At 71.5% G+C, this 24,386-nt stretch carries 23 protein-coding genes and 1 riboswitch; of the genes, 11 read left to right on the top strand and 12 right to left on the bottom strand.

All coding sequences use genetic code 11. The features are described 5' to 3' along the window. Positions 1-18 precede the first annotated feature (18 nt). Positions 19-1,404 carry a PLP-dependent aminotransferase family protein gene (locus tag ACFQ6S_RS41270; RefSeq protein ID WP_383420963.1) on the top strand — a complete coding sequence of 462 codons (1,386 nt, stop codon included), beginning with the start codon at positions 19-21 and terminating at the stop codon, positions 1,402-1,404. 29 nt (positions 1,405-1,433) lie between these two features. Here the strand turns inward: ACFQ6S_RS41270 and ACFQ6S_RS41265 are convergent, their stop codons facing one another. Then, the gene (locus tag ACFQ6S_RS41265; protein ID WP_383421157.1) at positions 1,434-2,279 is read right to left on the bottom strand and encodes a hypothetical protein; all 846 of its coding nucleotides are present in this window, start codon (positions 2,277-2,279) and stop codon (positions 1,434-1,436) included. A gap of 146 nt (positions 2,280-2,425) precedes the next feature. Between ACFQ6S_RS41265 and ACFQ6S_RS41260 the strand changes: the two genes are divergently transcribed. Then, positions 2,426-2,782 carry a hypothetical protein gene (locus ACFQ6S_RS41260; RefSeq protein WP_383420961.1) on the top strand — a complete coding sequence of 119 codons (357 nt, stop codon included), beginning with the start codon at positions 2,426-2,428 and terminating at the stop codon, positions 2,780-2,782. A gap of 15 nt (positions 2,783-2,797) precedes the next feature. Beyond that, positions 2,798-3,985, top strand: coding sequence for a glutathionylspermidine synthase family protein (locus tag ACFQ6S_RS41255; RefSeq protein WP_383420959.1), 1,188 nt, complete (start codon positions 2,798-2,800; stop codon positions 3,983-3,985). 144 nt (positions 3,986-4,129) lie between these two features. Here the strand turns inward: ACFQ6S_RS41255 and ACFQ6S_RS41250 are convergent, their stop codons facing one another. After that, positions 4,130-5,182 carry an AraC family transcriptional regulator gene (locus tag ACFQ6S_RS41250; protein WP_383420957.1) on the bottom strand — a complete coding sequence of 351 codons (1,053 nt, stop codon included), beginning with the start codon at positions 5,180-5,182 and terminating at the stop codon, positions 4,130-4,132. Positions 5,183-5,326: 144 nt separating this feature from the next. Next, positions 5,327-6,574: an ornithine--oxo-acid transaminase gene (rocD, locus tag ACFQ6S_RS41245; protein WP_383420955.1), complete on the bottom strand. Its 1,248-nt coding sequence runs from the start codon at positions 6,572-6,574 to the stop codon at positions 5,327-5,329. A gap of 162 nt (positions 6,575-6,736) precedes the next feature. Continuing rightward, positions 6,737-6,834, top strand: a riboswitch (ZMP/ZTP riboswitch). Positions 6,835-6,865: 31 nt separating this feature from the next. Between rocD and ACFQ6S_RS41240 the strand changes: the two genes are divergently transcribed. Then, the gene (locus ACFQ6S_RS41240; RefSeq protein ID WP_383420953.1) at positions 6,866-8,314 is read left to right on the top strand and encodes a glycine hydroxymethyltransferase; all 1,449 of its coding nucleotides are present in this window, start codon (positions 6,866-6,868) and stop codon (positions 8,312-8,314) included. Between the two features lie 24 nt (positions 8,315-8,338). Here ACFQ6S_RS41240 and ACFQ6S_RS41235 read toward each other — a convergent pair whose 3' ends face one another. The 4 genes from ACFQ6S_RS41235 to ACFQ6S_RS41220 form a co-directional block, all read right to left on the bottom strand. Next, positions 8,339-9,052, bottom strand: a complete 714-nt coding sequence (locus tag ACFQ6S_RS41235) for a hypothetical protein (RefSeq protein WP_383420951.1) — start codon at positions 9,050-9,052, stop codon at positions 8,339-8,341. Then, the gene (locus ACFQ6S_RS41230) at positions 9,049-9,765 is read right to left on the bottom strand and encodes a hypothetical protein (protein ID WP_383420949.1); all 717 of its coding nucleotides are present in this window, start codon (positions 9,763-9,765) and stop codon (positions 9,049-9,051) included. The genes ACFQ6S_RS41235 and ACFQ6S_RS41230 overlap by 4 nt, the downstream gene beginning before the upstream one ends. Before the next feature lie 205 nt (positions 9,766-9,970). Next, entirely contained in the window at positions 9,971-10,966 is a 996-nt protein-coding gene (locus ACFQ6S_RS41225) for a hypothetical protein (RefSeq protein ID WP_383420947.1), read from the bottom strand. Beyond that, on the bottom strand, positions 10,953-11,555 hold the full coding sequence (locus tag ACFQ6S_RS41220) for an RNA polymerase sigma factor (RefSeq protein ID WP_383420945.1): 603 nt from the start codon (positions 11,553-11,555) through the stop codon (positions 10,953-10,955). The genes ACFQ6S_RS41225 and ACFQ6S_RS41220 overlap by 14 nt, the downstream gene beginning before the upstream one ends. A gap of 89 nt (positions 11,556-11,644) precedes the next feature. Between ACFQ6S_RS41220 and trpS the strand changes: the two genes are divergently transcribed. After that, on the top strand, positions 11,645-12,658 hold the full coding sequence (gene trpS, locus ACFQ6S_RS41215) for a tryptophan--tRNA ligase (RefSeq protein WP_383420943.1): 1,014 nt from the start codon (positions 11,645-11,647) through the stop codon (positions 12,656-12,658). 195 nt (positions 12,659-12,853) lie between these two features. Then, on the top strand, positions 12,854-13,432 hold the full coding sequence (locus ACFQ6S_RS41210; RefSeq protein WP_383420941.1) for a 2'-5' RNA ligase family protein: 579 nt from the start codon (positions 12,854-12,856) through the stop codon (positions 13,430-13,432). Between the two features lie 51 nt (positions 13,433-13,483). Here ACFQ6S_RS41210 and ACFQ6S_RS41205 read toward each other — a convergent pair whose 3' ends face one another. Together ACFQ6S_RS41205 and ACFQ6S_RS41200 are read right to left on the bottom strand one after the other, a co-directional pair. After that, on the bottom strand, positions 13,484-14,239 hold the full coding sequence (locus ACFQ6S_RS41205; protein WP_383420939.1) for a decaprenylphospho-beta-D-erythro-pentofuranosid-2-ulose 2-reductase: 756 nt from the start codon (positions 14,237-14,239) through the stop codon (positions 13,484-13,486). Positions 14,240-14,321: 82 nt separating this feature from the next. Then, on the bottom strand, positions 14,322-15,683 hold the full coding sequence (locus ACFQ6S_RS41200; RefSeq protein ID WP_383420937.1) for an FAD-binding protein: 1,362 nt from the start codon (positions 15,681-15,683) through the stop codon (positions 14,322-14,324). Between the two features lie 191 nt (positions 15,684-15,874). On the opposite strand from ACFQ6S_RS41200, the gene ACFQ6S_RS41195 reads away from it, so the two are divergent. Continuing rightward, entirely contained in the window at positions 15,875-16,888 is a 1,014-nt protein-coding gene (locus tag ACFQ6S_RS41195) for a YihY/virulence factor BrkB family protein (protein ID WP_383420935.1), read from the top strand. Here the strand turns inward: ACFQ6S_RS41195 and ACFQ6S_RS41190 are convergent. Beyond that, on the bottom strand, positions 16,836-18,122 hold the full coding sequence (locus tag ACFQ6S_RS41190; protein WP_383420934.1) for a D-alanyl-D-alanine carboxypeptidase family protein: 1,287 nt from the start codon (positions 18,120-18,122) through the stop codon (positions 16,836-16,838). The genes ACFQ6S_RS41195 and ACFQ6S_RS41190 overlap by 53 nt on opposite strands. 91 nt (positions 18,123-18,213) lie before the next feature. Between ACFQ6S_RS41190 and ACFQ6S_RS41185 the strand changes: the two genes are divergently transcribed. The 4 genes from ACFQ6S_RS41185 (at position 18,214) to ACFQ6S_RS41170 (ending at position 22,181) form a co-directional block, all read left to right on the top strand. Continuing rightward, complete coding sequence (locus tag ACFQ6S_RS41185) at positions 18,214-18,453, top strand: SCO4848 family membrane protein (protein ID WP_383420933.1); 240 nt, start codon at positions 18,214-18,216, stop codon at positions 18,451-18,453. 57 nt (positions 18,454-18,510) lie between these two features. Continuing rightward, positions 18,511-19,926, top strand: a complete 1,416-nt coding sequence (locus tag ACFQ6S_RS41180) for a metallophosphoesterase (RefSeq protein WP_383420931.1) — start codon at positions 18,511-18,513, stop codon at positions 19,924-19,926. A 194-nt stretch (positions 19,927-20,120) separates the two neighbouring features. Continuing rightward, positions 20,121-21,677: an ABC transporter substrate-binding protein gene (locus ACFQ6S_RS41175; protein WP_383420929.1), complete on the top strand. Its 1,557-nt coding sequence runs from the start codon at positions 20,121-20,123 to the stop codon at positions 21,675-21,677. A 96-nt stretch (positions 21,678-21,773) separates the two neighbouring features. Beyond that, positions 21,774-22,181 (top strand): ATP-binding protein, encoded by a 408-nt coding sequence (locus ACFQ6S_RS41170; RefSeq protein WP_383420928.1) that lies wholly within the window; start codon positions 21,774-21,776, stop codon positions 22,179-22,181. A gap of 14 nt (positions 22,182-22,195) precedes the next feature. Here the strand turns inward: ACFQ6S_RS41170 and ACFQ6S_RS41165 are convergent, their stop codons facing one another. Further along, complete coding sequence (locus ACFQ6S_RS41165; protein WP_383420926.1) at positions 22,196-23,668, bottom strand: sensor histidine kinase; 1,473 nt, start codon at positions 23,666-23,668, stop codon at positions 22,196-22,198. Then, the gene (locus tag ACFQ6S_RS41160; RefSeq protein WP_383420924.1) at positions 23,665-24,354 is read right to left on the bottom strand and encodes a response regulator transcription factor; all 690 of its coding nucleotides are present in this window, start codon (positions 24,352-24,354) and stop codon (positions 23,665-23,667) included. The genes ACFQ6S_RS41165 and ACFQ6S_RS41160 overlap by 4 nt, the downstream gene beginning before the upstream one ends. Between the last annotated feature and the right edge of the window lie 32 nt (positions 24,355-24,386).

Below are 24,386 nucleotides of genomic sequence, written 5' to 3'. Positions count from 1 at the left end.
GGAGTATGGTCCAATTCCATGCCGAAACCATGGGCCACTCTGGGCGTCGACCTCCACCTCGAACCGTCCGGACCGGGACTGCGCCGCAGCCTGACCGACGCCCTGCGCGAGGCGGTTCGCAGCGCGCGTCTGGCTCCCGGCACCCGGCTGCCCTCCTCCCGCTCCCTGGCCGCCGACCTCGGCATCGCCCGCAACACGGTCGCCGAGGCCTACGCCGAACTCGTCGCCGAGGGCTGGCTCACCGCCCGCCAGGGCTCCGGCACCCGGGTGGCCGACCGCACGGTGATCCCCCCGACGGGCACGGCCACCCCGCGTCCCGAGACCCCGCGCCCCGCCTACGACCTGATCCCCGGCACCCCCGACCTCGCCGCCTTCCCCCGCACGGAGTGGCTCAAGGCGGCCCGCCGCGCCTTCCTCACCGCCCCGAACCAGGCCCTCGGCTACGGCGACCCCCGGGGACGCCCCGAACTGCGCACCGCCCTCGCCGGCTACCTCGCCCGCGCACGCGGCGTACGCGCCGACCCGGAGTGCGTCGTGGTCTGCGCGGGCTTCGTGCACGGCCTGCAGCTTCTCGCCCGGGTGCTGCGGGCGCGCGGCGTGCAGACGGTCGCGGTGGAGTCGTACGGCCTCCCGCCGCACTGGAGGCAACTGACGGCGGCGGGTCTGACCATGGCGCCGCTCCCCTTCGACGAACTGGGCACGCATCCCGGGCGGTTGAGCGACCAGGGCGCCGTCCTGCTCACCCCCGCCCACCAGTTCCCGATGGGGGTGCCGCTGCACCGCGACCGCCGGGCGACGGTGGTGGACTGGGCGCGCCGCACCGGCGGACTGGTCCTGGAGGACGACTACGACGGCGAGTTCCGCTACGACCGCCAGCCGGTCGGCGCGCTACAGGGCCTCGACCCCGACCATGTCGTCTACCTGGGCACGGCCAGCAAGTCCCTCGCCCCCGCGCTCCGTCTGGCCTGGATGGTGCTGCCGGCGGCGCTGGTGAAGGAGGTGACGGAGGCCAAGGGCGGCTCCGACACCTGCGGGGTGCTGGACCAGCTGACCCTGGCCGAGTTCCTGACCTCCGGCGCCTACGACCGCCATGTCCGCGCCGCCCGACTGCGCTACCGCCGCCGCCGTGACGCCCTCGTCGACGCCCTGTCCACCCAGGCCCCCCACCTCCGCATCACCGGCATCGCCGCGGGCCTGCACGCCGTCCTCCGGCTCCCACCCGGCACGGAACGCTCCGTGACCCAGGCGGCCACCTGGCAGGGCCTCGCCCTCCACGGTCTGGCGTCCTACCGCCACGGATCCACCACGACCGAGCCCTTGGACGCCCTGGTCGTGGGCTACGGGACACCGCCGGACCATGCGTGGGCGGGCGCGCTGGAGGCGTTGTGCAGGGTGCTGCCGTGACGTACGGAGGGTGACCGGAGCCTGGTGTCCTACGGTGACTCCACCCGCGCGGGCGCCTCCGCCGGCGCCTCCCCGAACCGTGCCAGCGCCAACGCTCCCGCCACCGACACCACGAACCCGAGCACGGCCAGCCACCCGAGCCCTTCCCGCGTACGGTCCCCCAGCCACACCACCCCCACCAACGCCGGCCCGACCGTCTCCCCGATCACCATCGCCGCCGTGGCCACCGTCACCGAGCCCCGCTGCAAGGCCGACGTCAGCGCCAGGAACGCCGCCCCGCCCCCGAGCAGCAGCGCATACGTCGCCGGATTGGCCAGCAGTTCCGACGGCTCGAGCGAGTCGATCAGCCGCACCGACACCTCCACCACCCCGAACCCGAACCCGGCCGCCAGCCCGAGCACCAGCCCCCGCCCCCGCTCCGGCAACCGGCCGCCCGCCAGCCCCACCCCCAGCACGGCCAGCGCCACCCCGAGCATCGAGAACTCCAACGCGTCCGACCCGCCCAGATCCCCCTCCGTGCCCGCCGAGAAGCCCAGCATCGCGAGCCCGGCACACACCACCGCCACGGCGGTCCACTCACCCCGGTGCAACCGCACCCGCAGCAGCCGCGCCGCGACCACCGCCGTCACCGCGAGACTGGACGCCAGCGCCGCCCCGACCGCGTAGATGGGAATCGACCGCAGCGCGAGGACCTGAAACACGAACCCCAGTCCGTCCAGAGCCAGCCCGGCCAGATACCGCCACTGCCGAAGCGCCCGCAGCAGCACCCCCGCCTCGCCGCCCCCGCCCCCCTGCGCGGCGGCCGCCCGTGCGGCCATCGCCTGCAACACGGTCGCCGCGCCGAAACAGACCGCCGCACCCAGCGCACACACCATCCCAAACAGCACAAAGCGACTGTAGGCGAGCGAAGGAACGGCACACCCCCCCGACAGCCGCACTCTCAACGATCTCTAGGCTGTCCGCCTGACGAACCACGGACAACCAACGGGCAGCCAACGGACAACCATCGGGGGAGACACACATGGCGGAAACACGACGCCGACTGCGCTCGGGCACGGTCGTACTCGGCGGCATGGGAGTCATCGCCGCGGCCCTGACCTCGTGCGGCTCCGACCCGGACCGCCGCTGCGTCGACCGCGACAGCTACACCTACGACGGCTACAAGATCATCGCGGACAAGAACTGCAAGACCGGCTCCGGTTCGAGCACCTCGTACGGCAAGGGCGGCAAGGGCGGCAAGAAGAAGACCGGCAGCTCCGACGCCGCCTGGTACTACGACGCCGACACCGACGACGGCCGCGCCGACTTCGGCACCTTCAGCCGCAGCGAGGCCGTCGACCGGGGCGGCTTCGGCTGCTCGGGCAGCGGCGGCGGCTGAGCGGAACCCGTACCGATGGAGCGCCGCACGATCGAGCCCCGCCCCGGCTGGCAGCAGACCGTCGAGGAGCAGGGGCTCATCTACCCCCTCACCCGCCACCCCGACAACTCCCTGCGCCCCTACTGGGACGAGAGCGCCTACTACGCCTTCTCCCTGGCCGAGGTCGAGGCGCTGGAGGAGGTCGTCGAGGAACTGCACCGCATGTGCCTGACGGCCGCCGAGCACATCGTCACCGAGAACCGCTTCGCCGACCTCGGCATCACCGACCCGCGTGCCGTGGACGCGGTCGCCGAGGCCTGGCGCCGCCGCGCCGAGCTGCCATCCGTCTACGGCCGCTTCGACCTCCGCTACGACGGCACCGGCCCGGCCAAGCTCCTGGAGTACAACGCCGACACCCCGACCTCACTGGTCGAGGCCGCCTCACCGCAGTGGTTCTGGATGGAGGACCGCTTCCCCGGCGCCGACCAGTGGAACTCCCTCCACGAACGCCTCGTCGCCGCCTGGAAGAAGCAGTCCGCCCTGCTCCCGCCCGGCGGCCCCCTCTACTTCGCGTACTCCTCCGCCGACGAACTCGGCGAGGACATGATGACGGTCGCCTATCTGAAGGAGACCGCGGAACAGGCGGGCCTGGACACCGGCTGGATCTCCATGGAGGAGATCGGCTGGGACGGTCTCTCCCGCCGCTTCGTCGACAACCGGCTCCGCTTCATCCGCAGCTGCTTCAAGCTCTACCCCTGGGAGTGGCTCACCACCGACCGCTTCGCCGACCACGTCCTGGACACCCTCGACAACGGCGGCGGCACCGGGACCACGCTGTGGATCGAGCCCGCCTGGAAGATGCTCCTGAGCAACAAGGCCCTCCTGGCCATCCTCTGGGAGCTCCATCCGGACCACCCGAACCTTCTCCCCGCGTATCTCGACGGCCCTCGCGACCTCGCGGCGACCACCGGCTACGTGGCGAAGCCCCTGCTCGGCCGGGAGGGCGCCGGCGTCACGATCCACGAACCCGGCGCCGCCGAGGCGGTCGTCCGCGAAGAACCGTGCTGCTACCAGCAGTTGGCCCCGCTACCCGCCTTCGACGGCAACCACGTCGTCCTCGGCGCGTGGGTCGTCGAGGACGAGTCGGCGGGCCTCGGCATCCGCGAATCGTCCGGCCTGATCACGGACGAATACGCGCGCTTCCTCCCCCACGTGATCCTGTAACGGCCGTCCATCGCGCAACGGCCGTACGTCGAAGGCGGGTCCGGCCGGGCCCGGCCGATGCTGCCGCCCGGTTCGGCTCCCCCGAACCACCGTCCACGACCCGGGCGGCAGGACTTCAGCATCGCCTCGGCGCCCACCGCACAGCTATCCGATTACGGCGGAAACCGCACCCTTTTGTGGATAGCCCGAGCCCTGCCGCAACGTCTGTGACGGCGTCTCCCCGTACACCTGCCGATAGTGCCCGGTGAACCGCCCCAGATGGGCGAACCCCCACCGCAACGCCACATCGGTGACCGTCCCCACCCCGTGCCCGTCAGCGATGGCCAGCAGATCGCGCCGTGCCAGATCCAGCCGGACCCGCCGCAGATACGTCAGCGGAGTCGTGGCCAGATGCACCCGGAACGCCTCCCGGAGGCTCCGCACACTCACCCGCGCCGCCACCGCCATGTCGGCCACGGATATGGGCTCATGGGCATGCTCGGCACAGAAGTCCGCGGCCCGCCGCACGGCACTGGGCAGCACCGCGGGCCCACGCCCCGCCACCGCGTCGCTGAGCAGGTGCGGCTGGGCGTCCAGCAGCCCGTTCACCAGCAACTGCTCGAAGTGCCCCACCCCCAGCGGCGAGCGCGCCGCGAGCTCCGAGTCGGAAAACTCCGCGAACGCCCGCACCACCCGCAACCACGCCCAGACCACCCCCACCCGCGGATCCAGCACCGGCGCGAACCGCAACGGCGCGGACGGCAGTTCACCCAGTCGCACGGCGAGCGCCCCGTCGAGCGTCGCCCGCGGAATGATCAGCACCCGGTTCAGGGTCTCCCCGCTCCACCGCATCGACAGCCGCTGCCCCGGATTGACGACGCTCAGCGACGACGCCAACGCCGCCCCGTCCGCCGTCACGACCCCGTCCCCGGCCAACGGCACATGGATGTTGTAGAACTCCGGCAGCTCACCCGGCGTGACATCGACCTCCGCCCCGTACCCCAGCTCATACAGCGCCACGCCCCCCTCGTGCACACACCGGAACCGCCCGTCGACCGGATGTTCGTCCAGCACCGTCAGCCGATGCGGCGCGAACCGCGCACTGACCAGCGCATGCAGCTCCTCGACATCACCACCCCGGAACAGCAGCCCCCGCCCCGCGCCCTCCGACCCGGACTGCGACCCCGCCGCCCCGGACCCTGACCGCACTGCGCCCATGACGACCATGCCTCTCCGTCACGCGTCCTGTGCGGAACGTACCGCCCCCGGCCTCCCTTCGCCCCTGAATCGCGGTCCATCTCCGGCGGCAGCCCTCGGCCTGGTACAGAGCCCCCGGCGGCGCCGCACCGGCACCAGGCCGGCTCACACCCCGAGCACGGCGCGCAACTGGGCCAGTCCCCAGTCCAGATCCTCCTTCCCGATCACCAGGGGCGGCGCGATGCGGATCGTCGCCATGGGGGCACGGCCCGCGCCCTTGAGGCTGTGGCGGACGGTGTCCTTCACCAGCACACCCCGGTCCATCAGCTGCTCGCACACCTCCCGCCCCGTGCCGTACCCCCGGGCGATGTCGATCCCCGCCCACAGACCGCGCCCACGCACCTCCGTCACCCGCCCCGTCCCGGTCAACAGCCCCAGCTCCCGGTGCAGATGTGCGCCGAGCTCGGCCGCCCGCGCCTGGAACTCACCCGTCCGCAGCATCGCGATCACCTCCAGCGCCACCGCGCAGGCCAGCGGATTGCCGCCGAACGTCGACCCGTGCTCCCCGGGCCGGAACACCCCGAGCACATCCGCCGACGACACCACCGCCGACACCGGCACGACCCCGCCCCCGAGCGCCTTCCCCAGCACATACACATCTGGAACCACGCCCTCGTGCTCACACCCGAAGGTGCGTCCCGTGCGCCCCAGCCCCGACTGGATCTCGTCCGCCACGAACAGCACGTTCCGCTCCCGCGTCAGCTCCCGCACCGCCGGCAGATAGCCGGCCGGCGGAACGATCACCCCTGCCTCGCCCTGGATCGGCTCGAGCAGCACGGCCACGGTGTTCTCCGTCAACGCCTCCCGCATCGCCGTCAGATCCCCGTACGGCACGATCTGGAAGCCCGGTGTGTACGGCCCGAAGTCCGCGCGCGCCTCCGGGTCGGTGGAGAAGCTGATGATCGTCGTCGTACGGCCGTGGAAGTTGTCGGACGCCACCACGATCTTCGCCATCTCCGCCGGGACGCCCTTGACCCGGTAGCCCCACTTCCGGGCCGTCTTCACGGCCGTCTCGACGGCCTCCGCCCCGGTGTTCATCGGCAGCACCGTCTCCATCCCGCACAGCTCGGCGAGCTGCGCGCAGAACGCCCCGAAGCGGTCGTGATGAAACGCCCGCGACGTCAGCGTCACCCGCTCCAGCTGCGCCTTCGCCGCCGCCAGGATCCGCCGGTTGCCGTGCCCGAAGTTGAGCGCCGAATAACCGGCCAGCAGATCCAGATATCGCCGCCCCTCCACATCCGTCATCCAGGCCCCGTCAGCACTCGCCACCACGAGCGGCAACGGGTGGTAGTTGTGCGCACTGTGCGCGTCGATGGCGGCGATCAGGGATTCGGTGGTGCTCGACGTACTCACGGGGCTCTCCGTTTCCGCCACCGCGAGGGCTCGTGTCCCGGCCGGCACGAGGCTCGCGGCCACTGTCCAGTTCCTGCCTTACGAGTGCCGTGCGTCCCCTTCCTATCGTGGCCCGCATGGTGGACGCGTGCCCATGGCGCGCCGACGTGCCCGGTAGGCTGATCGACGGGCCGTGACTGGCGCGCTGGGATGGACCAACCATCGGGGAGCGGCCCCTGGACCGAAGTCCAGACCGAGTGCCGTGCGCCTGGGCCGTACCGTGATCGCTGCACACGACGTCCGGAGGTCCCCATGCCAGCCGAGCCCCTCTCCACCGAGTCCACCGCCTTCCGTTCCGCTCTCGACGTGATTCGCGCCGTCGAGCCGCGCGTGGCCGACGCCATCGGCCAGGAGGTCGCCGACCAGCGCGAGATGCTCAAACTGATCGCCTCCGAGAACTACGCCTCCCCGGCCACCCTCCTGGCGATGGGCAACTGGTTCAGCGACAAGTACGCCGAGGGCACCGTCGGCCGCCGCTTCTACGCCGGCTGTCGCAACGTCGACACCGTCGAGTCCCTCGCCGCCGAGCACGCCCGCGAGCTCTTCGGTGCCCGCCACGCCTACGTCCAGCCGCACTCCGGCATCGACGCCAACCTCGTCGCCTTCTGGGCCGTCCTCGCCGCCCGTGTCGAGGCCCCCGCCCTGGAGAAGGCCGGCGTCCGCCAGGTCAACGACCTCTCCGAGGCCGACTGGGCCGAACTGCGCCGCGCCTTGGGCAACCAGCGCATGCTCGGCATGTCCCTGGACGCCGGTGGCCACCTCACCCACGGCTTCCGCCCGAACATCTCCGGCAAGATGTTCGACCAGCGCTCCTACGGCACCGACTCGGAGACGGGTCTGATCGACTACGAGGCGCTGCGTGCCTCCGCCCGCGAGTTCAAGCCGCTGATCATCGTCGCCGGCTACTCCGCCTACCCCCGTCTCGTGAACTTCCGGATCATGCGCGAGATCGCCGACGAGGTCGGCGCCACGCTCATGGTCGACATGGCCCACTTCGCGGGTCTCGTCGCCGGCAAGGTCCTCACCGGCGACTTCGACCCGGTTCCGCACGCCCAGATCGTCACCACCACCACCCACAAGTCGCTGCGCGGCCCGCGCGGCGGCATGGTCCTGTGCGACGACTCCCTCAAGGACCAGGTCGACCGAGGCTGCCCGATGGTCCTCGGCGGCCCGCTCCCGCACGTCATGGCCGCCAAGGCCGTCGCCCTGGCCGAGGCCCGTCAGCCCTCCTTCCAGGACTACGCCCAGCGCATCGTCGACAACTCCCGCGCGCTGGCCGAGGGCCTGATGCGCCGCGGCGCCACCCTGGTGACCGGCGGCACCGACAACCACCTCAACCTGATCGACGTCGCCTCCTCCTACGGCCTCACCGGCCGCCAGGCCGAGGCCGCGCTCCTGGACTCCGGCATCGTCACCAACCGCAACGCCATCCCGGCCGACCCCAACGGCGCCTGGTACACCTCCGGCATCCGCATCGGCACGCCCGCCCTGACCACCCGCGGCCTGGGCACCGCCGAGATGGACGAGGTCGCCGCCCTCATCGACCGCGTCCTCACCACCACCGAGCCCGGAACCACCAGCAAGGGCGCCCCGTCCAAGGCCCAGCACGTCCTGGACCCGAAGATCGCCGACGAGATCTCCCGCCGCGCGACCGACCTCGTCGCCGGTTTCCCGCTGTACCCCGAGATCGACCTGGGCTGACGCCCGTCCGCTGCGCCCACGGCCTCACAGATCCAGGTCGATCAACTCATGGCGCGGCTCCTGACGCGGCGGTCCGGCTTCCGGCCGGGCCGCCGCGCGGCGTATCAGCAGCGTGCCGCCGACCCCCGTCGCGAACCCGATGGCCAGCCCCGCCACCGCCCACCCGGCATCACCCAGCACCGGGCCGGTCCGGTCTCCGGCCGCCGTGCTCTCGGCGAGCGCGTCCTCCGACGCGCCGAGCAGCCCTGGCAGGTGCAGCCGCTCGAAGACCGAGCGTGGTGCCCGATGCCAGCGGATGTCGTCGTCCTCCACGTCCGGCGCGAGATCCGAGCGCACCCAGGGCGTGCCGTCCCCGGCCACGAACAACTGGTCCTGCCGCTGCACCGCCACATCGCCTCCCGGCGCCCGGTTCGTCTGCGGCCAGCCACCCACGCCCGTCAGTCCCCACACCACCGTGATCCGTATCGGCGGATGACGTCCCTCCACCCAGTCCTCCGGCACGCGCTCCGTCCCGACGTACGTCGGCTGCAACAGCTGCCAGAGACGGGCGAAGGCCGACTCGCCGGAGTGCAGTGCCCTCGTGTGTCCGGTGCCGCCCGCGATGACGATCGCCACGTCGGGGACGTCCCGCCCCCGCGCCGGGGCGGCCGGGGCGGCGGCCGCCGTCCCCCACACAGCCAGCGCCGCGGACACCGCCACGAGCAGCGTGCGTGCCCGTGCACCCTGGCCGGCCCTCATAGGTCCCGAAGCTCCTGCCTCGGCCCCGGCTCACCCCGCAGGCGACTCCGCGGCAGCCGCGTGGCGAAGGGGCGCAGGACGAGTGCGAACACCGCTCCGGCTGCCGCGCCCGGCAGGGCCCACCACCAGTCCGTGCCCTCGCGCGCCCCCGACGCGGCCGGGGAAGCCGCGGTCGCCTTGTCCGCAGCGTCCGTCGCAGGCTCGGGCGAGCCCGCCGCGCCGTCGTCCGTCCCGGACGTCCCCCCGTCCGGCGGGAGGATCGCCGCATCTCCCTTGGACGATGACTTGCCCATCAGGCCCAGTTCCTTGAACAGGGCACGCAGCTGCGAGGGACGACCGGCACGGTGCCAGGTGCCGTTCGTGGTGGTGTCCAGATGCGCCGCGGTGTGTATCCAGACGTCCTGCCCTTTGTGAGCCGGGTAGACCCGGTCGAGCCGCCAAGGCGCCACGTCGTGGACCATCCAGGTGACATTGATCTGGCGGGCTGCCGTCAGCTCGGCCTCGGGCGGCTTGTCACGGGTGCCCTCACCCTGCGCGCCGAGCAGCCGCTCCAGCTCTTCGTACTCCTCGTCGGAGTAGTACAGCGAGGCCGTCTCCGTGCTCTGCGGTGACACCAGGAGCACGCTCGTCGGACCTCCGGCCGACGCCGGGGCGTCGGCGCCCCACACCAGAAGGGCGAGCGCCCCCGCCAACACCCCCGTCAGCGCCGTCACTTCACGACTCCGGCCCCTCCAGCCCTCGCGCCTGCGCACCCGGCCTACCCGGCGGCCGACCCCATGTCCCCACATCCGAACCCCCCACCCGAGCGATCCCCGTGCGGCCCGTCCCCGAGCCGCGTGTCACTTCTGGTACACCGCCCGACCCGCCTGGGTTCCCACCCCGAACCCACTATTTCCAGACCCGCCGTCTCCGGATCCGCTACTTGCGACCAGCCGCCTCAGAGGCCTTCCCGACCGACCGCGCGACCTCCAGCGCCCGCACCTTCGACGCCACCCCCTCCAGCCGCAGCGCCACCGTCTCGCCCTCGGCATGGTGGTTCCACAGCAAGGTCGGACCGGCCGTCCGCTCCTCGCGGGTGTAGTGCTCCCCGTCGCCGTCCACCAGCCAGAACGTCAACAAGTGAGGTCGGGCGAACCACAGGGCCGGGTCGGGCGTCGTGCCGTGCGAGGCGCCGGGGCCCGGCGAGATCCATTGCGGCGGTTCGCGCACCGTCTTGGCGAAGCCGATGTCCAGGCTCGCCCGCCGCTCGTCCAGCCGTATCGTGCGTCCGTCCTCGTGCCAGCACAGGCTCACCACGAACCGACCCCGAGGCTCACCCGTCACGGCGACCGTGTCAGGTGTACCGAGCTCCTCCGGGACCAACGGCTCGAAGCCGGCCCGGTGCTCGGCCTGTGCGAGCGACACCGAGTGGCCGCAGCCGGGGACCTCGGCGCCCGGCGAGGGGACCGCCGACGGGTCGTACCGCACCTCGACCCCGGCGAAGTCGAACCAGTCCAGGACCGCTGCCCGCACCGGGGGCGTGAGCACGAGCACCGTCAGCAGGCCGCACAGTGTCGAGGTCAGTGCACGCCACCGCACCCGCGCCCAGCGCCGCACGGCCCGCAGCCGCTCGGCGGCACCGGGCGGCTCGGCCACCGGCACGGGCACCTGCTCGGCGACCAGCTGCCCCAGCACGCGCTCGACCATCGTCTCCGCGCCGTCCCCCGCATCGGGGCCGCCCAGCGAACGCCCGAGCGCCCTCAGCTCTTCGGGCAGCCGGGCCGTGTCGGCACGCCGACCGCGATCACGAGATCCCTGGCCGCCGGCGCCTTCGCCGCCCCCGGCGCCGTCACGGCCGTACGCGCGCCGACGGTCACTCTGGTACGCCCTCTGCTCGTCATCGTCGTAAGGCTTGCGTCCGTCACTCACGCTCATCACCCCCTTCCCGAGGCTGAAAGTCCGGGAGCAAGCGCCCCAGTTTCCGCAGCGCGCGGTTCAGCCGGGATTTCACCGTGCCCCTGGGCCAGCCCAGGGCCTGGGCCGTCTCGGACTCGTCCATTTCCAGGAGGTAGCGGTAGGTGACGACCAGACGGTGCTCCTCGCTCAGCTTCTCGAGGGCGGCCTGGAGTGCGGCACGGCGCTCTATCTCCAGCGCTGCCACGGCCGGGTCCGCCGATTCCGGTATCAGCGGTTGCGCCTCCACGAGCGCCGCCTCACGCCCGGCGAGCGTGCGCTGGCGGGCCGCCGTGCGCACTGTGTTCCTCGTCTCATTGGCCACGATCGCCAGCAGCCACGGCTTGAACGCCGAGCCGTCCTTGAAGCGGCCCAGCGAGCAGTACGCCTTCACGAAGGCCTGCTGCACCACGTCCTCCGCGTCCGCACCCGCCCCGAGCGCCGCGGCCGCCCTGAGCGCGATGCCCGTATGGGCCCGCACCAGCTGCGCGTACGCCTCCGGCTCTCCGGCGCGTACGCGTGCGATCACCGCGGCCTCATCTACGATGCGGCCCCCCTCCCGCGTTCTCACACCCTTGTTACACCGCGGAAGAGGGATCGGTTCCCATCTGTTTCCCACCAGTTCCGGACCGGCCCCCCAGACCTGAGAGAATGGTGAACATGGCCTCTGACCGACCCCGCGTGCTCTCCGGAATCCAGCCCACCGCAGGCTCGTTCCACCTCGGCAACTACCTCGGCGCCGTCCGCCAGTGGGTGGCTCTGCAGGAGACCCACGACGCGTTCTACATGGTCGTCGACCTGCACGCGATCACGCTCCCGCAGGACCCCGCCGACCTGCGCGCCAATACGCGCCTGGCCGCCGCCCAGCTGCTGGCCGCCGGGCTCGACCCCGAGCGCTGCACGCTCTTCGTCCAGAGCCATGTCCCCGAGCACGCCCAGCTCGCCTGGGTCATGAACTGCCTCACCGGCTTCGGCGAGGCGTCCCGCATGACCCAGTTCAAGGACAAGTCCGCCAAGCAGGGCGCGGACCGGGCGTCGGTCGGCCTGTTCACGTACCCGATCCTGCAGGTCGCGGACATCCTGCTGTACCAGGCCAACGAGGTCCCGGTCGGCGAGGACCAGCGCCAGCACATCGAGCTCACCCGCGACCTCGCCGAGCGCTTCAACGGCCGCTTCGGCCCGACCTTCACCGTCCCGAAGCCGTACATCCTCAAGGAGACGGCGAAGATCTACGACCTTCAGGACCCGTCGATCAAGATGAGCAAGTCGGCGTCCACGCCGAAGGGCCTGATCAACCTCCTCGACGAGCCCAAGGCCACCGCCAAGAAGGTCAAGAGCGCGGTCACCGACACCGACACCGTCATCCGCTACGACGCCCTGAACAAGCCGGGTGTCAGCAACCTGCTCACCATCTACTCGACCCTCACGGGCGCGGGAATCGCGGAACTGGAGCAGAAGTACGACGGCAAGGGCTACGGTGCGCTCAAGACGGACCTCGCCGAGGTCATGGTCGAGTTCGTGACGCCCTTCCGGGAGCGCACCCAGCAGTATCTGGACGATCCGGAGACGCTGGACTCGATCCTGGCCAAGGGTGCGGAGAAGGCGCGCGCCGTCGCCGCGGAGACGCTCTCCCAGGCCTACGACAGGGTGGGCTTCCTGCCCGCCAAGCACTGACCCGGACCACGGCACACGGCCGAAACCCGGCCGTACCACCGCACAGCGCTGCACATCACTACGGTTGCGCCTGCCCGCAGCACGGTCGTGGCCGTACAGTCGATAGCCGAGTGACCGCATCAACGGCCCCTCACGCTCACCAATAGGGCACGAGCTCACCACAGGACGAGCTCACGACAGATGACAGGAGACGACGTGGGGACCGTAACGATCGGCGTGTCGATCGCGGTCCCGGAGCCTCACGGCAGCCTGCTCCAGGAGCGGCGCGCGGGCTTCGGCGACGCCGCTGCTCACGGCATCCCCACGCATGTCACCCTGCTGCCGCCGACGGAGGTCGACTCCTCGCTGCTGCCTGCGATCGAGGCGCACCTCATGGAGGTCGCGGCCGCCGGGCGCCCCTTCCCGATGCGGCTGTCCGGCACCGGCACCTTCCGGCCCCTGTCTCCGGTCGTCTTCGTCCAGGTCGTCGACGGCGCGGAGGCCTGCACCTGGCTGCAGAAGCAGGTCCGCGACGCCTCCGGGCCGGTCGCACGCGAACTGCTGTTCCCGTACCACCCGCATGTCACGGTCGCCCACGGCATCGACGACGAGTCGATGGACCGCGCGTTCGAGGCACTCGCCGACTACGAGGCCGGCTGGTCCTGCACCGGTTTCGCCCTCTACGAACAGGGCGCCGACGGTGTGTGGCGCAGGCTGCGGGACTTCGCCTTCGGGGGGTCAGTGGTGCCGCCGCAGGCGGGGCATGCGGAGCGCGGGTCGATCCCGTCGGTGTAGCTCCTGAAGGGGCGCTGCCGAGCCGTGGCCGGATGGGCGACGCGCCCAGAGCTACACCGGCAGGCGGCGGAACAACCCCCGCGGCACATGCCGCAGCGCCGACATCACCACCCTGAGCGTGCCTGGCACCCACACTGTCTCCGAGCGGCGGCGCAGGCCGACCTCGATCGCCGTGGCGACCGCCTCCGGGGTGGTCGCGAGGGGGGTCTCCTCCAGGTCCGCGGTCATCTTCGAGCGGACGAATCCAGGGCGTACGACCATGACGTGGACGCCCGTGCCGTGCAGGGCGTCGCCCAGGCCCTGGGTGAAGGTGTCGAGGCCGGCCTTGCTGGAGCCGTAGATGAAGTTGGCGCGGCGGGCCCGCTCGCCGGCGACGGAGGACAGGACGACGAGCGAGCCGTGGCCCTGGGACTGCAGGGCGCCGGCGCTGACCAGGGCGGCCGACACCGCGCCCGTGTAGTTGGTCTGCGCGACCCGCACCGCCTTCAGCGGCTCGCGTTCGTCGCGCGCCTGGTCGCCGAGGATCCCGAAGGCGAGCAGCACCATGTCGACGTCGCCCTCGGCGAAGACCTTGCCGAGCGCCGTCTCGTGGGACTCGGGGTCGAGCGCGTCGAACGCCACCGTCCGCACGTCGGCGCCCAGGGCGCGCAGATCGGCCGCGGACTGTTCCAGGGCGGGTGACGGACGGCCCGCCAGCCAGACCGTGCGGGTGCGGCGCGCGATCAGGCGGCGCGCGGTGGCCAGCGCGATCTCGGACGTACCGCCGAGGACGAGCAGGGACTGGGGGATGCCGAAGGCGTCCTTCACGACAGCTCCTAGAGGTCTGGGGGGCCGGGAGGCTCGGGGGGTGCGGGAGTTCCGGCAGTCCGAGGGATCCGTATGCCGGGTGCTACAGGCCCAGGCGGCGGGCCAGGTCCGACACGAACACCCCGCGCGGGTCGGCCTCCGCGCGCAGCGCGCGGAACTCGTCGAGGCGCGGGTACATCGTGGCGAGCAGTTCCGGCCGCAGCCGGGAGTCCTTGGCGAGGTAGACGCGCCCGCCCGCCGCGGCCACGTCCTCGTCCAGCGCGTCGAGGAAGGCACCCAGTCCGGGCAGCCCGGCCGGGATGTCCAGGGCCAGCGTCCAGCCGCGCAGGGGGAAGGAGAGCCAGCCGGGGTCGGCGTCCCCGAAGCGCTTCAGGACGGCCAGGAAGGACGGGCAGCGGTGCTCCGACAGGCGCCGCACGATCCGGCGCAGGGTCTCCTCCTGGCCTTCCCCGACGACGAACTGGTACCGCACGAAGCCGCCCCGGCCGTAGATCCGGTTCCATTGGCGCACGCCGTCCAGCGGGTGGAAGAACGCGGACAGCCGCTGGAGTTCGCCGGTACGCGCGCGTGGCGCTTTGCGGTACCAGAGCTCGTTGAACCAGCCGACGGTACGGCGGGTGAGCAGCCCTTCGGGGAGGACGGCGGACGGGACGGGCAGACGGGCGGGCCGGAAGGCCAGCGGCTCCCTACGCGCGCGCGTGCCCTCGCGCAGCGCCTCCAGGGGCGCATGGTCGCCGCGGGTGAGGACCGCGCGGCCCGTCGCCGCGCCACGCGCCAGCAGGTCGATCCACGCGACCGAGTAGCGGTAGTGGTCGTCGGTGGCGACCAGGCGGGCCATCAGGTCGTCGAGGTCCCGCGCGCGTTCCGTGTCGACCGTCATCAGTGACGTCTCCACCGGCTGGAGCTGGATCGTCGCGGTGAGGATCACGCCGGTCAGGCCCATGCCGCCGGTGGTCGCGTCGAACAGGGGCGTGCCGCGACCGACCGTGTGGATCTCGCCGTCGGCGGTGAGCAGCTCCAGCGACAGGACGTGGCGGGAGAAGGAGCCCGAGACATGGTGGTTCCTGCCGTGGACGTCGGCGCCGATCGCGCCGCCGACCGTGACATAGCGGGTACCGGGCGTCACCGGCACGAACCAGCCGAGCGGGAGCAGCACCTCGATCAGCCGGTGCAGGGAGACGCCCGCGTCGCACAGCACGATGCCGCTGTCGGCGTCGATCGCGTGGACCCGGTCCAGGCCGGTCATGTCCAGCACCGTGCCCCCGGCGTTCTGCGCCGCGTCCCCGTACGCCCGCCCCAGGCCCCTCGGGATGCCGCCCCGGGGCCCGCAGTCCCGGACGGCCGCGGCGGCCTCCTCGTACGTCCTGGGGCGGATCAGACGGGCGGTGGTGGGGGCGGTGCGGCCCCAACCGGAGACCGAGGCGGAGACGGTGTCGGCAGACATGTCGGCGACCGTAGCGTCCCTCTATGGGCGTTCAGTTCTGAAACATTCCTGCTCTCCCCGAAATGGGTGATTAGTGGGATGTCGCCCAATGTTGTCGTAGTTCTGGTCTAGGTGAATGTCGCCGGGGCTACCGTCCCGCGTTTTCGGGGCACACGGACATTGGTCTTCTCGGCGGAGGGCAGAGAGGGATCATGGACTGGCTGAAAAAACTCCCCGTGGTCGGGTCCGCGGTGACCTGGCTGATGACCACGCACGCGTGGCACTCGTACGAGCGCATGGACCGGGTGAAGTGGACTCGGCTGGCCGCCGCGATGACGTTCACCAGCTTCGTCGCGCTGTTCCCGCTGCTCACCCTGGCGGCGGCGATCGCCGCCGCGACGCTCAGCACGGAGCAGCAGGACAAGCTCGAGGACAAGCTCGCCGACCAGGTGCCCGGCATCGCCGACCAACTGAACATCAGCGGCCTGGTCCAGAACGCCGGCACCGTCGGTCTCATCGCCGGCGCCCTGCTGCTGGTCACCGGCATCGGCTGGGTCGGCTCCATGCGCGAATGTCTGCGCGCGGTGTGGGAACTGCCCGACGTCGAGGAGAACCCCATCCTGCGCAAGGCCAAGGACGCCGGCGTCCTGGTCGGTCTCGGCGGCGCCGTACTGGTGACGATCGCGGCCTCCACGGTCGCCTCCGCCCTGGTCGGCTGGACCACCCGGCAGATCGGCCTCGACGAGGGCGGCTGGGGCGGGATCCTGCTGCAGATCGCCGCGTTCCTGGTGGCCGTGCTGACCAACTTCCTGCTGCTGCTCTACGTCCTCACCCTGCTGCCCGGCGTCGAACCGCCCCGCCGCCGGCTGACGGTGGCCGCGTTGATCGGCGCGATCGGGTTCGAAGTGCTGAAGCTGCTGCTCAGCGGCTATATGCAGGGCGTGGCCACGAAGAGCATGTACGGCGCGTTCGGTGTGCCGGTCGCCCTGCTGCTGTGGATCAACTTCACCTCGAAGCTGGTCGTGTTCTGCGCCGCGTGGACGGCGACGCTCAGCAAGGCCGAGATCGAAGCCGCCGACGAAGGCGCAGACGCAGACGAAGCCGGGGCCCATGAAGCCGAGGGCCCGGCCGCCGAGTCCGAGGACACGGCCGCCGAGCCCCCGAAAGCCGACGTCAGGAGCGGCCCCGGCGGCGCACCAGGTCGGGCAGCGGCCAGCGGCGGTTGATCAGGAACGCGCCCGCCGCGAGCAGCACCAGCGCCCCGCCCGTGATCCCGAGTGCGATCCCGATACCGCTCGACCCGCTCGCGGCGGAGGCGCCCACCGCCGCCTTCGAGGACTTCTCGGCGTCCCCGCTGCCGCCGGCCTCCCCGGAGTCGTTCGCACCCGGCTGGGCGCTGGCCTGCGCGGCGCTCCTCGGCGGCACCAGCTCACCCACCGGCTGCACCTTGCCGGCCGCCTGGAAGCCCCAGTCGAAGAGCCGCGCGGTCTCCTTGTAGACCTCGTTGTGCTCGCTCTTCTCCGGGTTCATGACCGTCACGAGCAGCACCTTGCCGTCGCGTTCCGCCACACCCGTGAAGGTGGCGCCCGCGTTGGTGGTGTTGCCGTTCTTGACGCCCGCGATGCCCTGGTAGACGGGGACGTCGCTGTCGCCGGACAGCAGTCGGTTGGTGTTCTGGATCTCGAAGGACTCGCGCACCGACTTGCCCTTCTTGTTCTTCGCCGTCGCGCCCGGGAACTTGGCGCTGACCGTCGAGCAGTACTCGCGGAAGTCCTTCTTCTGGAGCCCGGAGCGTGCGATCAGGGTCAGGTCGTACGCGGAGGAGACCTGCTCCGGAGCGTCGTAGCCGTCGGGCGACACCGCGTGGGTGTCGAGGGCCTGGAGCTCCTCGGCGTGCTCGTTCATCTCCTTGACGGTGTTGCGGATCCCGCCGTTCATCTTCGACAGCACGTGCACGGCGTCGTTGCCGGAGCGCAGGAAGACCCCGAGCCACAGGTCGTGCACGGAGTACGTCTCACCCTCCTTTATGCCGACCAGGCTGGAGCCGGACCCGATGTCGGCCAGATCGGACGGGTCGACCTTGTGCTTCGTCGTCCCCGGGAACTTCGGCAGGACCGTGTCGGCGAACAGCATCTTCATGGTGCTCGCGGGCGCGAGCCGCCAGTGCGCGTTGTGCGCGGCGAGCACCTCGCCCGACTCGGCGTCGGCGACGACCCAGGAGCGGGCGGTCAGGTCCTTGGGCAGCACGGGGACACCGCTCGCGAGGTTCGCCTGGGTGCCGGGCCGCCCCAGCCGCTCGCCGCCCACGGTCGACATGTTCGCCGGGGGAGTGGCCGACGGGCTCGTACTCGGTGACGGCTTGGGGGCCGCGTGGGAGACGGGCGCGGTCAGCGCGAGGGACGACAGGACGGCGGAAGTGACCAGCAGGGCGCGCCTGGAGGTCTTCTTGGGAGCGGGCACGAGCGAGAACGTACATGCCGTTCCCATGGAAGTCCCGCTTCTGTCCCCACCCCGCCCGAAGGACCGGAAAACCGGCGGCGATACTGAACTCATGAAGCTCAGCCGCCCCGTCTCCTGGTTCCTGCTCGCTTTCGGGGTGTGGAGCTGGGTCATCTGGGTCACTTTCGTCAAAAACCTGATCAAGGACGGCAGCGGGCTCGCGTTCGACGACGGTCACCCGACGGCGTACTTCTGGGTGCACCTGGTGCTCGCCGTCGTCTCCTTCGTATTGGGGACGGTCGTCGGGGCCATCGGGTTGCGCGGAGTGCGCGCACTGCGCCGCATGTCATAGGAACTCGGCCAACGCCCCGGGCGTTCACTCAGCACACAAAGCGAAAGGGACGTCCGAGTGGTCATCGTCTTCGCGCTCGTCGCGCTGCTCGTGCTGTCCGTCCTGGTGGCGGGCAACTGGTGGCTGTGGCGCCGGCTGTTCCGCGACACCACCCGGGCCCCCGGGTTCGTGCGCCGCGCGGGCGTCGTGTTGATCGCGGGCGGATGGGCGCTGACGATCGGCGCCTTGGTCGCCGAGCGCTCGGGCGCGCCCTTCTGGCTCCAGCAGGTCCTGGCCTGGCCGGGCTTCCTGTGGCTGGCCCTGGCGATGTATCTGCTGCTCGGTGTGCTGGCGGGTGAGGTCGTACGGCCCCTGCTGCGCCGATGGCTCGAACGGCGGGCACACGCCGAGGAGGCCGTAGAGGCGCCGGAGTTGACGCCGGCCGGAGTGACGACGGCCACGGCACCGGCCGCCGAGCCGACCGAGGGCAGCGCGCACCGGCCCCCGTCCGACCGGACTCCGGGACGTACGGCTGTCGCGGCCCCGGCGGCCCCGGCGGCCCCGGTCGCGGCCCTCACGGCCGACCCGCCCCCGCCCCCGCCGCCGACCGACCCCGCTCCGGACTCCCGGCCCGCCACCCCGGACTCCCCCTCTCGCCCCCTCGCCACCCCCACCCGCCGCCTCTTCGTCTCCCGGGTCCTCGCCGGTGCCGCCGCGGCGGCCGCCGTCGGTACGGTCGGCTACGGCACGTACGGCGTGCTGAACGGCCCGAAGGTGAAGCGGGTCACCGTCCCGCTGGCCAAGCTCCCGCGCGCGGCGCACGGTTACCGGATCGCGGTCGTCAGCGACATCCATCTGGGCCCGGTGCTCGGCCGGAGCTTCGCGCAGAAGGTCGTCGACACGATCAACGGCACCCAGCCCGACCTCATCGCGGTGGTCGGCGACCTGGTGGACGGCAGCGTGAAGGACCTGGGCCCCGCCGCGGCCCCGCTCGCCGGACTCAGGGCACGGCACGGCGCGTACTTCGTCACCGGCAACCACGAATACTTCTCCGGCGCCGAGCAGTGGGTCGAGGAGGTGCGCCGCCTGGGTCTGCGCCCGCTGGAGAACGCCCGCAGCGAGCTGCCCCACTTCGACCTGGCCGGTGTCAACGACGTCGCGGGCGAGAGCGAGGGCCAGGGCCCCGACTTCGCCAAGGCCCTCGGCGACCGGGACAGAGCACGCGCGTGCGTGCTCCTCGCCCACCAGCCGGTCCAGATCCACGACGCCGTCGACCACGGCGTCGACCTTCAGCTCTCCGGCCACACCCACGGCGGCCAGCTCTGGCCCGGCAACCTCGTCGCGGAGCTGGCGAACCCCACACTGGCCGGCCTGGAGCGGTACGGCGACACCCAGCTGTACGTCAGCCGCGGCGCGGGCGCCTGGGGACCGCCCACGCGCGTGGGCGCCGAATCGGACATCACGGTGATCGAGCTGGCGTCCCGGCAGGCCTGACAGGACGCCACCTTCAGTCTGTGAACAGCCTGTGAAACCTGGCGGAAACACCCGTAGGTAAGTTCTTTCTCATGTCGCCAGAATCCTCTTCCCCCTGACGAAATCCGTGTGATTAGGTGTGCGCGCCACTTAGGGGAGTGGCGCATTCCATTGCTCATGCGGGGCCCGTCGAGGGCCGGGGAGAGGGCACACCCATGCGTTCGGTTCGCATGCGGATTCTCGCGACGCTGCTTGTGCTGGCGGCCGTGGGAGTGGGCGGCTGGCAGCTGTTGCCGTCGCAGCAGAACGATGACAGGACCATCAAGGTCGGGACGACGGACGCCGTCACCTCGCTCGATCCGGCCGGCGCCTATGACGCCGGTTCCTGGGCGCTGTTCAACAATGTCTTCCAGTCACTGCTCACCTTCGAGTCGGGCGGCGTGACACCCGTCCCCGACGCCGCGCAGAGCTGCGGCTTCGCCGGCTCCGACCTCAGCACCTACCGGTGCGAGCTGCGCGAGGGACTCACCTTCCCGAGCGGGCGCGCGATGACCGCCCAGGACGTGAAGTACTCATTCGACCGGGTCAAGCGGATCAAGTCGGACGTCGGTCCGTCCTCCCTGCTGGACACCCTGGCCTCGGTGAGCACGAGCGGCCGTACGGTCACCTTCCATCTGTCCTCGCCCGACGCCACGTTCCCGCTCAAGGTGGCGACCGGCGCGGGCTCCATCGTCGACCGCGAGAAGTATCCGGCCAACGCCCTGCGCACCGACAACGGTGTCGACGGCACCGGCCCTTACACCCTGACCGCGTATACGAAGGACAAGGACGCCGTCCTCGATCCCAACGCGCAGTACAAGGGTGCGGTCGGCGCCACCGGTCGTCCCGTCGAACTGCGCTACTACGCCGACGGAAACGCCCTCGACAAGGCCTGGAAGGCGAAGCAGGTCGACGTCGCCACGCGCACGCTGCCGCCCGCGGTCCTCGCCGGCCTGAACGCCGCCGACCCGGACCAGCGCGTCTCCGAGGCGGACAGCTCCGAGATCCGCAACCTGTACTTCAACACCCGCAAGGGCTCGCCCCTGCACGACGTCCGGGTCCGGCAGGCCATGGCCTGGCTGATCGACCGCGAGAAGCTGGCCGCGACCGTGTACAAGGGGACCGTGGACCCGCTGTACTCGCTGATCCCGACGGGTATCACCGGCCACACCACGTCCTTCTTCGACACCTACCCCGAGCTGAACAAGGCCAAGGCCCGCGCCCTGCTCACCGAGGCCGGCGTGAGCCTGCCCGTCCGCTTCACCTACGGCTACGGTGCCGGTCGCGGTTCCGGAGCCGAGGAGGCCGCGGAGATCAAGCAGCAGCTGGAGTCGACCGGTCTGTTCAAGGTGACCGTCAAGGGCTATGAGTGGACCGACTTCCAGAAGCGCTGGGCGAGCGGCAAGGTCGACGCTTACGCCGTCGGCTGGGTCGCCGACTTCCCCGACCCGGACACCTACGGCGGTCCGCTGGTCGGCACCGGCGCCACCATGAACACCGGCTACAGCGACAAGACGGTGGACCAGCTGATCACGGCCAGCCAGCAGTTCGCCGACCGCAGCGAGGCCGCGAAGGACTTCGGGTCCCTGCAGGAGGCCGTCGCCCGCGACGTCCCGGTGATCCCGCTCTGGCAGGCCAAGGAGTACGTCGTCTCCGGCGAGGAGATCGGCGGCGGCCAGTACCTGTCGGACGGCACGGGTGTCTTCCGTCTCTGGCGCCTCACCTGGATCTGACGCGATCTCGCTGCCTTGACAGTCCCCCCGGTGATGCCGTGGGACCACCCGGCACTGCACCATGTGAGGGAGGTGTGCGTGGGGTGAGGAGCAGACGTGTTGAGACGCAACGCCTTCCGGCTGCCCCGGCACCCGGCGTCCGTCGGTCTCGCCCGGCGCCGGGTCCGTGACCACTTGGCGGACTGGGGGCACGGGCCACGCGATCCGGCGTTGGAGGACGCGATACTGCTCGTCTCCGAGCTGGCCACCAATGTCGTGCGCCACGGCCCTTTGCTGGAGCGCGAGTTCGAGGTCGCGGTGACCGCGCTCGCCGACGGTTCCTGTCTGATCGAGGTGTCGGACGAAGGCCAACTGGAGCCGCGGCCAAGGGTGGTGGGGGAGTGGGAGGAGACCGGCCGGGGCCTGCACCTGGTGGAGCATCTGGCCGACGCGTGGGGGGTGTGGAGCCGGGGGCGCCACGGCAAGACCGTGTGGGCGCTGGTCCTCGCCCACGCGAGCCCGTGATCCCGCCGCGTCACTCACGACCGTAGGGTCGCCCCCGTCGGCAGGATCACCGTGACGGTCAGCCCCTCACCCGGCGCTGTCCGCACCGCCACCTCCCCGCCATGAGCCTCCACCACGCCCTGCACGATCGCCATCCCCAGCCCGCTGCCCGCACCCCCGCCGGCCCGGAAGAACCGGTCGAAGATCCGTGCCGCGTCCTCCTCGCACAGCCCGGGCCCCTTGTCCTGAACACACAGCCGTACGACCCCGTCGGCCCGCTCCACACCCAGCCGCACCGGCACATCGGCGGGTGTGTGGGTGCGGACGTTGCTCAGCAGATTGCCCAGCACCTGGCGCAGCCCCGACTCGTCGGCCCGCACGAGCAGGGCTCCTTCGGCACCGACCGTGAGGGGCCGCTCGGGCTGCTGCACCCGCAGATCGTCGGCGGCGTCACGCACCAGACGGCTCAGATCGACGTTGCGGAACCGCAGTTCGGGCCGCTGGTCGAGCCGGGCCAGGGTGAGCAGCTCGTCGACCAGCCGCCCCATGCGGTCGACCTCGCCGTTCATCCGCTCCCAGACCCGCTTGCGCTCGGTCGGCTCCGGCAGCATCCCCTTGTCGTACAGCTGGAGGTAGCCGCGTATCGCGGACAGCGGGGTGCGCAGTTCGTGCGAGGCGTCGCCGACGAAGCGGCGCAGCTGGGCCGCGCTGCGCTCGCGCGTGCGGTACGCCGACTCCACCTGGTGCAGCATGGAGTTCAGCGCGACCCGCAGCTGTTCGACCTCCAGGGTCGGGTCGCGGCTGGAGGGGACGCGCCGGGTCAGATCGCCCTCGGCTATCGCCGACGAGGTCTCCACCATGTCCTCCAGCGGCCGCATCCGGCGGCGCACGCTGAGCATGGTCAGACAGCCGAGCAGCGCGAGGAGCAGGGTGCCGACGGCGAGATCCATCCGCAGCGCCTTGCCCATGCCCTCGTGCAGGCCCTCGGTCGGCATGGCGATCAGCACGACGGTGCCGTCCGTCAGCCGCGCCCCGGCCATCCGGTAGCGGTCGCCCTCGACCCGTACGTCCCTCGGCTCCTCGTCGGCGGCGAGCGCGGCCGGGTCCTTCGCGGCGGCGGCGAGGGCGTGCTGGCGCGGCGTCGGCTCCAGCGGGCCCAGGGCCACCGGCTTTCCGGTCCGGTCGACCGCGACGTACACCATGGTCGGGCTCGGCAGCGGATCGGTGTCCGTGGTGCCGTCGTCGCTGAACTTGTCCAGCGCGACGCCCAGTTCGCTGAGCGACTCGATCTGCCGCAGGGTGAACCCGGCGTGCCCCAGCGTGGTGCGCGCGCTCTTCAGTTCGGTGTCGACCTTGTCGAGCAGGTAGAACCGCGCGGTCATCAGGCTGATCGCGGTCGCGACGACGATGCCGACGGCCAGCAGGGCCACATTGGCCAGCGTCAGCTTGCCGCGCAGCGAGTGGATGCCGCGCCGGCGGCCGACGCGGGAGAGCCAGGGGGGACTCATGCCAGCCCGTATCCGACGCCCCGCCGCGTGGTGATCACCGGCGGCCCCAGGGCGTCCAGCTTGCGCCGCAGATAACTGATGTAGGTCTCCACGACGGTCGACTCGGGCGGAGTGTGCTCGTACTGCCAGACATGGCGCAGGAGTTGGTCCTTGGGGACGATCCGGCCGCCGTTGCGGACCAGGAAGCGCAGCAGGGCGTACTCGGTGGGGGTGAGCTCGACGGTGCGGCCCGCGCGGCTCACCGAGTACGTCGTCTCGTCCAGCTCCAGGTCGCCGTATCTGAGCGGCGGTCGCTGCGGCAGCACGTCCGCGGGGCGGGTCCGGCGCAGCACGGCCGTGATCCGGGCGACGACCACGTCGATGTCGAACGGCTTGGTGATGTAGTCGTCACCGAAGCCGAGGGCGCCGACGATCTCGGCCGGCGAGTCCCGGGCCGTCAGGAACACCAGCGCCAGATCCGGCTGCCGGGCGCGCAGTTGGCGCCCCAGTGCCCGCCCGTCGCCGTCCGGCAGCATGACGTCGAGCAGCGCCACCTCGGGGCCGGTGCGCTCGGCGAGGAAGAGCGCCTCGCGGACCGTGCCCGCCGTCATGACCTCGAACCGGTGGTAGCGCAGGGCGATGGCGAGGACGTCCGCGATGGACTCCTCGTCCTCCACCACCAGCACGGTGCCAGAACCCGTCGTCATGCCCCCAGTATCGGCGGGTCCACTGACAACCG

The organism is Streptomyces sp. NPDC056479 (assembly GCF_042795335.1).
In the GTDB taxonomy this organism is placed as follows: Bacteria; Actinomycetota; Actinomycetes; order Streptomycetales; family Streptomycetaceae; genus Streptomyces.
The sequence above is the reverse complement of the archived record's forward strand: the minus strand, read 5'-3'. Positions and strand labels throughout refer to the sequence as shown.